The organism is Oceanobacillus sp. CF4.6, from assembly GCF_051262635.1.
Classification (GTDB): domain Bacteria; phylum Bacillota; class Bacilli; order Bacillales; family Amphibacillaceae; genus Oceanobacillus.
The window spans coordinates 503,343-518,118 of sequence record NZ_JBIMEX010000002.1; the positions used below are offsets into that span (position 1 = coordinate 503,343).

Consider the following 14,776-nt stretch of genomic DNA (forward strand, 5'->3'; position numbering starts at 1 on the left):
ATAAAGAACTACTCGCTTCAGCTATCAAAATATTATTCGACAGAAATCGGGGAGTGACAGGCACTGTTCGGTCTACTTCAGCTTCTAAATATTTCGAGTTTCTTATTTACGTTTCTCACCTTTACAACATTCCTATAACGTGTTACGTTTGTATTTAGAAAATTGCATAACTGTTAGCGCTAGGGGAGCTGTTTTAAACGGCTGAGAAGAACTGTTTTGTTCTGACCCTTTGCACCCGAACTAGATAATACTAGCGTGGGGAAGTGCGGTCGACCGTGTATATCAATATTTTTTATGATGATAAATACAATAAGACTGCATTCCCTAAAGTGGGATGCAGTTTTTTTAATGGAAAAAATGATAAAACAGGAGGAATTTAGCTATGACTAATCAAAATCAGGCATGTACAAAGAGCGATATCGCCGGAGCAAGTTTTTCTATTCACCCAATGAGTGATGCATTCATTGCGATTATTAAGGGAGCACTCAAAGAGGTTGACACGTCAAAGGTACATCTGCAAACGGATGACGTCACAACAACTGTAAGAGGAAAACTTGTACACGTATTCGATGTCACAAAAGCGGTTTTTCTTCATGCAGCAAAAACGGGTGAGCACGTGGCATTTCAGGCAACTTACTCCCTCGGATGCCCCGGAGACTCGCAAGGTGAGGCATACATGGCCGAGGATGAAACACCTCTAAATTCCAATCTTGTAAAAGATATCAAACAATCGGTTGCATCTAAATTTTCACTTTACCCCCTTGGCGGCGGTGATTATATGGATGTCATCTATGCGCAAATCGATGCAATGAAAAAACATGTGTCCGTATCCCCTGCACATTATTCAACACGTCTGGATGGAGAGGCAGTTGCCATATTCGATGGACTGGAGCAAGTTTTTCAAGCAACTGTGGAAGGTGGGTCGAGTCATACCGTCATGACCGTCTCTATCTCAGCCAATAGTCCATCACACAAAGGAGATGCGAAAAATGGCTAATTGGAGATTTAAGGAAATTGTTGTCATGGCTGCTTTATCTGTCGTTTTTGGGGTTGTTTACTTAGCATTTTTGCCTGTTGGTGCGGTACTCTTTGGATTTTTCGGACCAATTGGCTATGATTTCATCTTTGGTATTTGGTTCATCGTATCCATTATTGTCGCCTATATTATCCGAAAACCCGGTGCGGCATTTCTATCAGAAACCATTGCCGCGATGATCGAAGTATTAATTGGAAACGCTATTGGCCCAATGCTTATTGTAACAGGGATGGTTCAAGGGATTGGCGCGGAAGCAGTGTTTGCTGCAACCCGTTGGAAAAATTATTCAACATGGGTATTAATGGCTGCTGGGGTTGGATCCGCTGTAACTAGCTTTGTCTATGGGTATTTCATGAGTGGGTATGCTGCACTCGCCCCTGGATATGTGACCGCTATGTTGATCATACGTATGATCAGTGGGGCATTAATCGCTGGACTGCTTGGTAAAGCATTGAGTGATGGACTAGCACAAACTGGTGTCCTTTCAAGTTTCGCTTTAGGAAAAGAATATCGAAAGAAGAATGCAGCATGAAACCTTTTGTCGAAGTGCATGATCTCAGCTTACGATTTGAAACGAATCAAAAAGATATTTTATCCAATTTAAATTTTAAATTGGGGCAAGGAGAAAGTGTCTTGTTACTCGGCCCAAGTGGTTGCGGAAAAAGCACGTTAACTTCCTGTTTAAACGGACTTTTCCCACGTGAATTGGATGGGGAGATGCATGGTAATATTTTTATCGATGGGAAAAAAACGTCTGATTACAAGCCTGGTGAACTAAGCAAGCAAGTTGGCGTCGTGTTCCAGGATCCGGAAACACAGTTCTGTATGCTAACTGTAGAAGATGAAGTAGCTTTTGGACTCGAAAATATCGGTGTTTCCTATGAAGAAATGGAGGCTAAAATCGATCAATCTCTCGCACTTGTTCATATGCTCGATTTTAAAGAATCTACCATAGCCTCCCTATCCGGCGGGCAAAAGCAAAAGCTTGCGCTATCATGCATCCTTGCACTCGAGCCATCATTGCTTATTTTGGATGAACCAACAGCCAACCTAGATCCAATCGCAACAAAAGACTTAATTCAAACAATCAAAATATTAAAGGAGAAAATCCCATTTGGACTGATCATCATTGAACATAAGCTGGATGGCTGGACAGATTTAGCGGAACGATGCCTTCTATTAAATCGAGACGGAGAAATTTTTTATGATGGCTCTTTACGAAATGCAATCAAAAATAATCGCCTGCAATTGACAGAACAAGGAATCTGGCTGCCGAATGTGACACAATATCTTTTGAAAAACAAACCGGAACTGACGGACCTTCCACTTACTGTCGAAGAATTTTCCGAGCATCCTTCAAGATGGGGGCACATCGAATCGGAAGCTGCAAAACTTGATTTCCCTGGGTCCAATACTCCCATTTTGGAAACTCACGCTATTTTCTGGTCTGCCAATAAAAAGGACATCGTAAAGGACGTTTCACTACCCTTTTACAAGGGGGAGTTTGTCGCCATTGTTGGAGCAAATGGCAGTGGAAAAACTTCCCTCTCCCGGATACTGGCCGGCATTCAAAAGCCTGCTTCTGGAAGTATTCTGGTAAAAGGAAAAGCCTTAAATGAATGGAAGGAATCCCTATTACGGCAGGAGATTGGTTATGTTTTTCAAAACCCGGAGCATCAATTTATTACGAACACGGTCTTTGATGAGGTTGCATTTAGTTTAAAAATAAAAAATGAACCTGCTGAAACAATCAAGGAAAAAGTTCACTTGATCTTGAAAACCTGTGGACTGCTTGAACTAAAAAATGAACATCCATTCTCCATAAGCCAGGGACAAAAGCGCCGCCTGAGTGTTGCGACGATGATTGTTGACGACCAATCCTTCCTACTCCTCGATGAGCCTACATTCGGACAGGATGCACATTCAAATGCTGAGCTGATGCACCTATTACAGCAACGTCATCAATTAGGATCAACCATTGTAATGATTACCCATGATATGGAAATCGTTGATCAGTATGCAACAAGAGTGATCGTGATGAACGACGGAAGTGTTGCTGCCGATTGCCTGCCGGACAGGTTATGGAAAATGGCTCCTGATAAACTAAAGGAATGGAAACTCGAACTTCCCGTACCTGTCCAGATTCAAAATATTTATGAAAAGGAAGCTTATTATGTTTCTACAACGTCTTAATCCAAGTATAAAAGCATTGACAATTATGATGCTTGTTGTGTTGCTAGCATTTATTTTTGAACCAATAACACCAGTGCTATTTTTGATTTGGACTGTTTCGATTACATTTATTTTTGGAAAAGTAGATTGGAAAAAATATACGCTGTATTTTCTTCCCTTTCTTATTTTTGCTTTTGGAATGCTATGGACGTCCGTCATTTTTGCAGATACACCGAAAAATCAGGATGAAATCATTGTATTGCTCGGCATGGAATATCCACGGGAATCGGTGTTGACTGCACTTGCGCTTTCCATTAGGGTATTGAATGTTGCAGCATTATCACTCATGTTTATTTTCACAACAAATATTGTCCATTTTATCTTGAGCATGATGCAGCAACTAAGATTACCGCCAAAAATCGCCTATGCTGTCCTGGCTGGTTACCGATTCTTACCGATGATGCGTGACGAAATAAAGATCATCCATGATGCACATCGCGTACGTGGAGTGAATCAGGCTAAAACAATAAAGGAAAAGTGGAACAACTATAAACGCTATTCCATCCCATTGCTTGCAAGTGCCATCCGAAAAGCAGAAAGAACAGCAATGGCAATGGAATCAAAAGGATTCACAGGTGATAAAAATAGAACCTTCTACCGCCAATTTACAATTAAAAAAACAGACTGGCTCTTCCCACTCATCATGCTCGTCGGCTTTTTCACCGCTCTACTAGTCTCTTAAGGAAGCACGGGGACGGTTCTCTTGCTTCCATTTGGGTTTAACGTGCTAAGCAACATTGGGAGTGGTGGGTGTTTCGAGCGCTCGGGCAAGGGTGGCGATCGTTTATTCTGGTTTTGGGGAGACTCGGGCCATGGCTTCGATTGCTCAAGACACACCCACGATTGCTTATCCTTATTACCAAGACCCAGTCGTCCCGCTAATAATTGTTAGTACTAACAAAACAAACGCCAACACTATCTGTATGCAGATAGTGTTGGCGTTTATTAATGTATTTGGAAGCAAGAGAACCGTCCCCATGCTTCCATTTCCGACAAAAGCCGGGGAGTGACAGGCACCCCTATCTTGGTATGATCGGTAATACTACATGGGAAGGGTGGTGTTGATCGTGATAAATTTGTTGATTAGACTCCACCATTTCCGTTGAATCAATGATTGTTTCCCCTGTTCCTGGATTCACATCGAAACGTGGGTAACTGCTTGATGAGATCTCTATCCGGATAGAATGTCCAGCTAAAAATACGTTACTTGTCGCCCACATATCTACGTCCAGCGGGACAATTCCATCCATTGAATGATCTTCTTCGTTATTGCCGTCGCGATATTTTGCACGTATTACGCCATCAGTCAGGTTATAGGCAGTTCCATCAGGGAGAACGTCAATTAATTTCACGACGAAATCTGTATCTTCGGCATCATATGCAGCCCACAGTTTCATCTTTATCCAGCCTGTTATTTCCACAGGAGCTTCCAAGGCTTTTGAGGTGAATGTTAGTACATCATCCCGTTTTTCAATCTCGCGCTGATCATACGGACCTGCACCTCTGCCGTTGTAGAATAAAACACCTCCACCATGTGTTGGGACAGGATTACTTGGATCATGTACATAAGAATCGTGTACTTCTATACCTGGTTTAACTTCAGAAAGAGAGCCAGATTCATGTAAGTAATATGGTGTATAGACAGTTTGTTCCAATGGCCATGTTTTTTCGGTACGCCATTTATTTTCACCCATCGTAAAAATCTTCACAGGATCTTCGTTATCGGGAAGTGTTTTCTGATCTTCTTTTAACCAATAATCAAACCATTTAATATGTAGGCCTGTTATGTCATCTTTCCCCTCAATTGACGTACCTGCACTATGCAACCCAAAACTACGTTCGCCAAGTTCTGAATTCAGCATGCCATGTCCCCATGGTCCAATGATCAATTTCTGATTAGAATTTGATCCTTTCAATGCTTCAAAATTACGAATCGTGTCACCTAAAAAGTTATCATACCAACCTGCAAGATGATAGGCTGGGACACCTAGTTCACTTGGATCCCCTTTAAAGCTAGCTTTTTCACGTGCTTCTTGTGGAAATTCCTGATACAAATGTTTTTTGAAAAAGTCCATCAGTTGCGGATGCTTTGTCATTGGTGGCCATTCGTTTGCGGGTTTAAACGCATGCCATTCATCAATGTTATCCAAATCATTCGTAATTTCCTGTATGGTATTTGCATATTGCTGTGATGACTGTTTGCGTTTTAAATAATCAGCTGCTACAGAATCCAATACCCATGTCTGTAAGGAGGCTAAATTAAATACACCGTTCTGTTTAAATCCTTCACCAAAAATATAGCCTGTCATAGCTGGGAATAGTGCTTTTAAAGATGGTGGTTGCTCAAGTAATGCGAATAATTGTGTAAATGCATAATAAGACAATCCGAACATGCCGACTTTACCATTTGCAAAGGGAAGTGCTGCCGCCCATTCTACCGTATCATAGCCATCTTCAAGCTCCTGTACATATGGTTTAAATTCACCTTCAGAAGCAAATCTACCCCGCACATCCTGAATGATAACCACATAACCACTCATCGCCATCCGAATCGGATCAATATAACGATGCGAGAAATTAGGAAGGTTTTTATCGTAAGGAAGTCTTGTAAGCAAGACCGGATATTCCCCTTCATCACTCGGACGATAAATATTGGCATATAGCTTTGTTCCATCACGTAATGTACATGCAACTTCACGATCTACGATAATTTGATCGTTTTTAGATTCATTCATATTTCTACCCCTCTCTTTTTTTAAAGCTGTTTTCTAAAAGTTAGTTGTCTTTGACGCAAAAGATATAAACTGCGACGTAATATACCGCTACGGAAATGTGATGTCCAATAATGGAACGATAGTGATCACTTTATTGGTTAAAACATGAATTTCCACTATTATGGCAGTTGATTGGAGCGGAGGACCGTTGACACAACAGGAACAGCACGTGTCCGAAGACCCAGCAGAGTGGTTTTCTCGAGGAGGCTGAGGCCGTGCCCACGGAAAGCAACGGTCCGTAGCGGAAATCAACTTAGCAGTTATGTCGCAGTTTATATCATCTATAAAGCTAAAAAAGTAACAAAACTTATGAAAAGAGCCTTTTTAAACTATGTAAACAAACATGCTGAAGCTCTTAAAGCAACAGCATGTCTGCATTTTAATGAATTACTTTCCAAGCATTTCATTCACTTTATCCTGATTATTATCAATCCATTCCTGTGCTACTTCAGAAGGTTCACGCTCTTCTTCTTCAATTTGTATGATCATTTCTTCCACATCGTCAATTGGGATGCTCCAATTTTGGAGAAACTCGTAAGCTTCGGGAGCTTCTTCTTTTAAGTTTGAATTCGCGATCACTTCAACAGACGCACTATTGAAGAAACCTCGATCTTCTTCCAATAATTTGATATCAAACTTATTAAACATGGTATGTGGACGCCAGCCATAGAAAATTACTGGATCTTCATTCTGCATTTTACGCATTGCCTGTGCAATCATAGCTCCCTCTGAAGAGTTAACCTGAGTAATATCCAGTTCATAATCCTCAATCACTTCATCAATTAACCCTACGGCACTTGCACCTTCTTCAATAGAGTACATTTCATTCATAAACAAATCTTCCTTACCTTTTATATCCTCTATAGAATTAATGTCTTCCATATACGTTGGTACAACCCATCCAGCATTTGCATCATCATAACTGACAGCAACACTTTCGATGTTCTCACTGTATTTATCTAAATACACTTCATGAACCGGAAGCCATGCATCCATAAAGATATTGAGATCCCCACGGGAAAGCCCAATATAAACATTTCCTGCATCTGCTTGCGTTTGTTCTACTTGATATCCCATATCCTGCAAGATAATACTTGCTATTTCTGTTGGTGGAACTGTACTTGTCCATGGCGTAACACCAAATGTAAGGATTGGTTTATCGGCAGATTCTCCTTCAGTTGCTTCATCTGTTGTTTCATCATCATTTCCACCACATGCTGCCAAAATAAGAATCGTTAGCAAAGCGGTTAAAAGTAATAGTTTCTTACGCATAATTAAAACTCCTCTTTTTATAATTTATTTGTAATTCCTTGTGTAACTCGGTCCAATACAATTGCCAAGACAACAATCGCTAGTCCACCAGTTAATCCAAGACCAACATTAACCTGCGAAATACCAGTTAATACGGTAGAACCAAGTCCTGGTGCTCCAATCATGGATGCAACAACCGCCATGGATAATGCCAGCATAATCGTCTGGTTAACACCAGCCATAATCGTCGGCATTGCGAGTGGTAGTTGAACCTTAAGCAATAACTGTTTTGGTGTGGAACCGAATGCTCTAGATGCTTCAACAACTTCTTCAGGCACTTGTTTAATTCCAAGACTAGTCATTCTTACTGCTGGTGGCGCAGCAAATACAAATGTCGCAATAACTGCTGGCACCCCTCCCAAACCAAATAGTAAAATGGAAGGTATTAAATAGACAAAAATCGGTAATGTCTGCATAAAGTCAAGAATCGGCCGAACGATTCGATCGACAACTTTACTAGATGCACTTAAAATTCCAACCGGTACCCCAAATAGGACGGATATAACAGTTGAGACAATCACAATCGCAAGTGTCTGCATGGACTCTTCCCATAAATCAATCGATCCGATAAATAAGAAGCCAATAATTGCAAAAATCGCAACACCTTTTCCGGCTATCCACCAGGCTAGTAAAACAAATATAAGCGCAATTACTTCAGCTGGCGTAACAATTAAAACATTTGTAACAGATTCAATAAATGAACTGAGAAATATACTGATTTGATCAAAAAAACCACTGAAGTTTGGTAGAAACCAATTATTCACAAAATCATTTGTTAGATCCTCGAGTGGGAAATCGAAATAATTCATTCTGTATCCTCCTCTTTTTCCTTACCAAGCACAAGACCAGAAAGGATTGATACACGGGAGACAATACCTCGTAATTTTCCTTCTTCTACTACTGCTATTGGATATTTGGCTTCCGCTGCTATTCCAACAAGATCATTCAATAATGTATCAGGAGCTGTTACTGGTACATTATCAACCAACACATCTTCCATCGATACACCATCTTTGTATGCCTTGATTGCATCATCAATTGTAAGCAGGCCTTTAAAGTTCTTTTCTTTATCCACTACGAAGATACTGGATGCGCCAGCTTCCTCCATTTTTCTTACCGCTACACGTACACCATCCTTGTAGGTAACGAGAACTTCCGGCTTTTTCATTACAACACTAGCATTTAGAACCTTGGAACGGTCTACATCTTTAACAAAGTTGGAAACATAATCATTTGCTGGATTTTCAAGGATCTCTTCAGACGTCCCGATTTGGACAATTTTTCCGTCCTTCATAATCGCAATACGGTCACCAAGCTTTAATGCTTCATCCAAATCATGTGTAATGAAAAGAACGGTTTTTTTCAATTTACTTTGCAGTTGTATTAATTCATCCTGCATTTCTTTACGGATGATTGGATCAAGTGCACTGAACGCTTCATCCATCAGAAGAATATCACTATTATTCGTTAATGCCCTTGCAAGACCAACACGCTGCTGCATTCCACCACTTAACTGACTAGGATAGCTATGTTCATAGCCTTTTAACCCAACATCTTCAATGGTTTTATTCGCACGTTTCTCACGCTCTTCCTTTTTAACTCCTTGCAACTCAAGACCATAGCCTACATTATTTAAAATGGTACGATGGGGTAATAAACCAAATTTTTGAAACACCATGGCTAACTTTTTACGCCTTGTATCAATTAATTTATTTTTATCCATTTTCGTGATATCTTCCCCATCGATATAAACTTCTCCACTGGTAGAATCAATTAATCGATTAACCAAACGAATTAACGTGGATTTCCCACTTCCGGAAAGTCCCATAATAACAAAAATCTCTCCCGGTTTAACCGCAAAATTTGCTTGGTTAACCCCTACTGTCATTCCTGTTTTTTTAAGAATTTCTTCTTTGGTTTCTCCATTATTCAGTCGTTTAAGACCTTGTTGAGGATGGGAACCAAAAATTTTCGTTAGATTTTTCACTTCAATCTTATTCATGCTTCATATCCCCTCTTTTTTCCTGTTATCAAAACACGACCTATCGTTTTATTCCAATTGTTCGTCCCGCTTGTTTGGGACGCTCTGCTTTTTCATGATGCTTAAATAACGCACTAATTTTTTCATTTACGGTTTCTGGAAATGCAGCTGGACGATTAATCGTTGTATCCATCCCCATCAACATTTGCTCGCTCGTTGCAATCAATTGCCCATTCTGATTATTCATCAGAAAAATTGCATGGACTCTTTTGGCATCTATATCCAAGAGTTGGAGATTTACCGTGAGTTTTTCTTTTTCATGTGCTTCTTGTAAGTAGCAAAGATGGGTTTCCAATGTGAAGATCGTATAGTCATATTGTTCCCTTGCCTTTGCATCTAGACCAATTTCTTCTATCCATTTGTCCAAAGCAAGACTGAAAACCTTCGCATATTCGGCATCATTCATATGGCCGTTATAATCGACCCATTCGGATGAAACATGGCATGAATAGTTAAAAAATGTATTATTCATGATTATCCCCCCATCTATTCTGATTTATTATTAAACACCGGCCAGTAATCTGCTACTAATTCCAATTGTTTCACTAAAAATTCGTTTCGTTTTTCTTCGAGTTCGGCAACTGACAGGTCGCCTGCACTTTTTTCAGAACCAGTAATAACTCTTTCTTTCAATTCATCTGTTAATTCCGGTGCCACCAGTTTCGTCCATGGTAATTTTAATGCCGGGCCGAATTGTTCCAGCATATGACGCATTCCTGCATCTCCTCCAGCAAGGTGGAATGTCATAAATGGCCCCATTTGTGCCCAGCGGAGTCCTGCACCATAAATAATTGCTTTATCAACTTCTTCTGTCGTCGCAATCCCATCATTAACGAGGTGAAGTGCTTCGCGCCAAAGTGCTTCCATTAGGCGATCTGCTATATGACCCTCAATTTCTTTTCTTACAATCAGTGGTTTCATTGCGATAGCCGTTAACAATGCATCTGCTCTTTCAATCGTTTCTTTGCTTGTTTTCTCTCCTCCAACAATTTCAACCAATGGAAGAATATAAACCGGATTAAAAGGATGTGCCACAATCAGGCGCTCCGGATTTTTCAATCCATCTTGCAATGTGCTTGGCATAATTCCAGAAGTACTCGAGCCAATAATGACATCTGGACGTGTATTTGCATCAATGGACTGTAGCACGTTTTTTTTCAAATCTTCTCTTTCCGGTACGTTTTCTTGAACGTAATCGGCAGTTGCAACAGCTTCTTCCAATGTCGCTACAAAGGACAAGTTATCTTGTGAAGCACCTTCACTGATACCAAGTTCCTTTAAAGAAGGCCAAACTCTGTCTAACATTGCTCTTGTACGCTCTTCGGCACCTTCTGCAAGATCAAACGCTGTTACGTTGTAGCCTTTTGCTATAAAACGTGCTATCCACCCGTTACCGATAACTCCTGTACCAATAACGGCAATGTTTTTTATTTCCTTATTCATCAATAATCCTCCTATTTTACCTTACGTAGTCCATACTGTTCACGAGCTTCTGCCGGTGACATGATTCCGATGTTATTTTGTGCAAGCATGCTAACTGTCTTATCTACCAATTGTTCATTGCTTGCGAGTACGCCTTTTTCCAAGTACAGATTATCCTCTAGGCCAACACGAACATTTCCGCCAAGGAGAGCTGTTTGTAATGCAACTGGCAACTGCATTCGACCAATTCCAAATGCGGACCAGGTTGCATTTTGCGGTAGACGATTTTTCATATATATCATTGTTTCTGCATCTGCCTCAGCTCCCCACGGAATACCGAGGCAAAATTGAAACATCGGGTCTCCGTCAATAAGACCTTGATCAATTAAATGTTTCGCATAGCTCAAGTGACCCGTATCAAAGCATTCCATTTCTGGTTTTACGCCGCTATCTTGAATTAGCTTTGCCTGTTGTTCGAGCCAATCCGTCGGGCTCAAATAAATCATGTTGCCAAAGTTAATGCTTCCACAATCCAATGTGCACATTTCAGGAAGTAATTCTCCAACCGGACGATGTCTTTCTTCCGGCGTCTGAATGAATGTACCGGTACCTCCCATTGCTGGTGTGTCAAGGTTTGGAATGAAATCACCACCACCACCTGCTGTAATGTTGATCACCACATCGGTTTCTGAATCTCTAATTCGATCAACAATTTCACGGTAATGTTCGATGTCATGACTGATTCCGCCTGTTTTTGGATCCCGTGCATGTACATGTGCTACAGTCGCACCTGCTTTCGCTGAAGCGATGGCTGAATCTGCAATTTCCTTTGGCGTCACAGGTACATGGCTGCTCTTAGCTGAAGTATCACCCGCACCAGTTACTGCTGCAGTAAGTAGAACCTTTTTCATTGTAAAACCTCCATGTGTCTTTAATTATTTAATTTTTACTTTACCATCCGGACGGTTTATAAATACATTTGAAACTATAACATTATACCTGTTTCCTTTCAAGGTAACAGAGCGGTTTCATTGTGTTTCAAGTACTTCCAACATAGATGCTGTATGGCTTCAAAGAATTTATAATTAAATTAAAAAATTTCGTTATCTGGTCCCAATAGTAAAAAAAGCAAACAAAAAATCTTCCGCGAATGAACAATTGAGGATGGTTCAAAGACGAAAGATTTCCATTTTTAGTTGTTACTTTTTGCCCATTCCATTAAGGATTGAAAAACTTCTTCTTTTTTCTCTTCTTCCATCCGATTAATATCAAATAACTCAGAAAGCCAAATTCCATCTGCTGCCAGCTGAATAAGCGTTGCTTTCATTGGATCAATGCCATCATTTTCTAGCTGTTCCCTCCAGTCTTCATACACATCTCTGATTGGGTCCAGTAATTCTGCATCCACTGCTTTCGCTGCAAGTAGAACTGCGTTTCTATTTTTATTCTCATTTGCCCGATTAAACGTCACATTGACATAGGCGCGAATCCATTTTCCTTTATCTTCAGGATCTTTTTCCATATCTGCTGAAACCTTTTGTTGGTAATTTGCTGCTAAATGTTCCACCATTCCCTTTACGAGCGCTTCCTTTGAAGGATAGTGATAGAGTAGCCCACCTTTACTAAAGCCTGCTTCAGCTGCAACCGCATCCAAAGTCAAATTAAAGATTCCGCGATCATTGACAATCTTTGAAGCTGCATCTAGTATATCCAACTTACGAGAATTTCTTCCCATTATCATTACACCTACTTCCGATGAATTTCAATTTTACTATACTAGCTGGACGGTTTTATTACAACCCTCCACACCCAAAATCAAAATCCCCAAAAGCGAACAGTGCCTGTCACTCCCCGGTTTTTGTCACAATTTGTCGAGGCGTTGAACTGTTGAACAGAGATTAGGAAAGTAAACAAAAGTTTTGTTGCATTATTTTTCCCTACTATCTTGCAATCATTCATCATTCACCTAAAACTCCGGTGCTTCACATTTACTTTTTCCTAGTTCCTTCCTATCGCTTTTTTAAAAATCACATCCGTTTTCAGCTTTTTGTTGATAGTCCCTCCATTCATTTACGTATTAAGAATCACGACCAAAGTAGGATTTTAAACGCTATGTATTATATTAATAAAATTCAAGGCAAAATTACTATATAATTAATATTAGTAATCTATATTCTTTTCTTAAGGATACCCCCATCCAAGATACACTTACTTCACTTACAAACCTTCAAAAGAATCGACATAAATTCGGGCTTTTTAAAATCCCATCATTTTTTATGATGTCTCTATAATTAATTATTTAAGGGAGAGAAAAAAATGAAAATCTTAAGGGGTGTTTTTATGCTTCGTTTATTGAGTGTACTGGCAAATGGGCTCCATTCTCCATCACAGGTTTCAGCTAAAACGGATACAGGAAATGTAGCAGATAGGCCTGTATTAGCGGAAGAATTTTCAGGATTTTCAGCGATGGGAAAAGCAGGAAATGGAAATGAGGAAACGCCAGGTGCATGGTATATTGGGCAAACACCTGAGAATTTGCAGCCCGATACTCCTGTGTTGCTATTTGTTCCCGGATTAAACAGTGTTGCACAAGTATTTTGGGAAGATAATGATATGTACCAAACCGCTTATCAAGCAGGCTATCAAACTGCTTTTGTTCAACTGCATGATGCAGGTGGCGAGAACGCTGATATGCGGAATAATGGAAGTTTACTAGCTAGTAAGATTCAGGAGATTTCCAATCATTTTGGCGGAAAAGATATAACCATTGTGGCGCATAGCAAGGGAGGCGTGGATTCGCAAACGGCGCTTACTTATTATGGTGCCTCGGAATATGTCGACAATGTCATTACGTTATCTAGCCCACATCATGGCTCACAGCTGGCCGATTTGGCGTATAGCTCTGGGGCAGGGTGGCTTGCTGATTTGATTGGAATGCAAGGGGAAGGAACTGCGTCCATGCAGATGGCTTACATGGAAAACTTCCGGTCGATGACAGACTCTAATCCCGATGCCTATCGTAACAACTATTTTACGCTTGGTGGGACGGATTGGGGAAGTATGTTTTCCTCCAATTGGTTTGGGGGCGTATATTTATCTGGGTATGGACCGAATGATGGCGTCGTCACTGCAGCTAGCAGCAATCTTCCTGGGGGTATTGAACTGGCAATTGGAGAATGGGATCATTCAACGGTTCGAACAGGAATGACATTTTCGGTGTTTGAAAGTTTTCTAGCTGGAGAACATTTAGTAGATAGCGATGATTTTTCGATTGCCGATCATCAAAGTGAAGCAATTCCTCCTGTTTCCAATCATTGGGTACATGGTGGTCCATTAGGGAATAAAGAAGCGCTTATGGTGGACGTGGAAGAAAATGTTGAAAACCTAACACTTAACCTGTTAACCGCTGAACCGATTTCCAAGTTCAAAATTACCAACTCATCTGGGAAAAAGAAGCAAGCAAATGTGCAACAGACCCGTCTCAAGGAAGGCATTTTTAAAGGGGCCTATAGTTACACGATGACAATTGATAAACCAGAATCCGGAAAGTGGCAGCTGGAAATGCGTTCGAGTAAGAATGACAATGCGTACCTATTGGTAGCAAACTTTAAAACCGATACCTATTTACAAACCAATGTGGCGCAAAACTTTATCACACAGGATGATCTTTACCACATAAACATGGATGGGGATTTGTTTGACGAGGATACATTAACAGCAACCTATCATGTAACAGAAACAGGGAATCCTCAACATGAAAAACAATGGACAGTTAAAGGTAATTCCAATCTTTCTCAAAAGTTGAATCTCAAAAAACCCGATACTGTCTATAACGTAACCGTGGACATAGCTGGTATCACAAATGAAGGAAATCCTTTTAAACGGACAATTGTGGACTCTGTATATGCGAAATAGTCCGACCCTCAATTCTTTCTTTTAAAAAATAGTATTCAAACCACA

At 40.3% G+C, this 14,776-nt stretch carries 13 protein-coding genes and 1 riboswitch; of the genes, 5 read left to right on the top strand and 8 right to left on the bottom strand.

The annotated features are described in order from the left end of the window. Positions 1 to 171: 171 nt before the first annotated feature. Positions 172 to 279, top strand: a riboswitch (TPP riboswitch). Positions 280 to 382: 103 nt separating this feature from the next. Genes ACHABU_RS06120 through ACHABU_RS06135 form a run of 4 tightly spaced genes read left to right on the top strand, consistent with a single transcriptional unit; the run spans position 383 to position 3,950 of the window. Continuing rightward, the gene (locus ACHABU_RS06120) at positions 383 to 997 is read left to right on the top strand and encodes a YkoF family thiamine/hydroxymethylpyrimidine-binding protein (protein ID WP_435763369.1); all 615 of its coding nucleotides are present in this window, start codon (positions 383 to 385) and stop codon (positions 995 to 997) included. After that, complete coding sequence (locus tag ACHABU_RS06125) at positions 990 to 1,568, top strand: ECF transporter S component (protein ID WP_435763372.1); 579 nt, start codon at positions 990 to 992, stop codon at positions 1,566 to 1,568. The genes ACHABU_RS06120 and ACHABU_RS06125 overlap by 8 nt, the downstream gene beginning before the upstream one ends. Further along, positions 1,565 to 3,229 (top strand): ABC transporter ATP-binding protein, encoded by a 1,665-nt coding sequence (locus tag ACHABU_RS06130; RefSeq protein ID WP_435763374.1) that lies wholly within the window; start codon positions 1,565 to 1,567, stop codon positions 3,227 to 3,229. The genes ACHABU_RS06125 and ACHABU_RS06130 overlap by 4 nt, the downstream gene beginning before the upstream one ends. Then, positions 3,210 to 3,950: an energy-coupling factor transporter transmembrane component T family protein gene (locus ACHABU_RS06135; protein WP_435763376.1), complete on the top strand. Its 741-nt coding sequence runs from the start codon at positions 3,210 to 3,212 to the stop codon at positions 3,948 to 3,950. The genes ACHABU_RS06130 and ACHABU_RS06135 overlap by 20 nt, the downstream gene beginning before the upstream one ends. A gap of 337 nt (positions 3,951 to 4,287) precedes the next feature. Here the strand turns inward: ACHABU_RS06135 and ACHABU_RS06140 are convergent, their stop codons facing one another. The 8 genes from ACHABU_RS06140 to ACHABU_RS06175 all read right to left on the bottom strand — a co-directional run bounded on the left by ACHABU_RS06140 (position 4,288) and on the right by ACHABU_RS06175 (position 12,551). Next, a complete protein-coding gene (locus tag ACHABU_RS06140) occupies positions 4,288 to 6,003 on the bottom strand; it encodes a CocE/NonD family hydrolase (RefSeq protein ID WP_435763379.1) in 1,716 nt (571 codons plus the stop codon). A gap of 426 nt (positions 6,004 to 6,429) precedes the next feature. Next, a complete protein-coding gene (locus ACHABU_RS06145) occupies positions 6,430 to 7,314 on the bottom strand; it encodes a glycine betaine ABC transporter substrate-binding protein (protein WP_435763381.1) in 885 nt (294 codons plus the stop codon). A gap of 17 nt (positions 7,315 to 7,331) precedes the next feature. Continuing rightward, entirely contained in the window at positions 7,332 to 8,162 is an 831-nt protein-coding gene (locus ACHABU_RS06150) for an ABC transporter permease (protein WP_435763383.1), read from the bottom strand. Further along, complete coding sequence (locus ACHABU_RS06155; protein WP_435763386.1) at positions 8,159 to 9,355, bottom strand: quaternary amine ABC transporter ATP-binding protein; 1,197 nt, start codon at positions 9,353 to 9,355, stop codon at positions 8,159 to 8,161. The genes ACHABU_RS06150 and ACHABU_RS06155 overlap by 4 nt, the downstream gene beginning before the upstream one ends. A 40-nt stretch (positions 9,356 to 9,395) precedes the next feature. Further along, the gene (locus ACHABU_RS06160) at positions 9,396 to 9,866 is read right to left on the bottom strand and encodes a thioesterase family protein (RefSeq protein WP_435763389.1); all 471 of its coding nucleotides are present in this window, start codon (positions 9,864 to 9,866) and stop codon (positions 9,396 to 9,398) included. Positions 9,867 to 9,880: 14 nt separating this feature from the next. Beyond that, positions 9,881 to 10,837 (bottom strand): L-carnitine dehydrogenase, encoded by a 957-nt coding sequence (locus ACHABU_RS06165; protein WP_435763391.1) that lies wholly within the window; start codon positions 10,835 to 10,837, stop codon positions 9,881 to 9,883. 11 nt (positions 10,838 to 10,848) lie between these two features. Continuing rightward, a complete protein-coding gene (locus tag ACHABU_RS06170; RefSeq protein ID WP_435763394.1) occupies positions 10,849 to 11,727 on the bottom strand; it encodes a 3-keto-5-aminohexanoate cleavage protein in 879 nt (292 codons plus the stop codon). A gap of 281 nt (positions 11,728 to 12,008) precedes the next feature. Further along, positions 12,009 to 12,551, bottom strand: coding sequence for a TetR/AcrR family transcriptional regulator (locus ACHABU_RS06175; RefSeq protein WP_435763396.1), 543 nt, complete (start codon positions 12,549 to 12,551; stop codon positions 12,009 to 12,011). Positions 12,552 to 13,132: 581 nt separating this feature from the next. Here ACHABU_RS06175 and ACHABU_RS06180 point away from each other — a divergent pair. After that, complete coding sequence (locus tag ACHABU_RS06180; RefSeq protein WP_435763398.1) at positions 13,133 to 14,731, top strand: esterase/lipase family protein; 1,599 nt, start codon at positions 13,133 to 13,135, stop codon at positions 14,729 to 14,731. Positions 14,732 to 14,776: the final 45 nt, after the last annotated feature.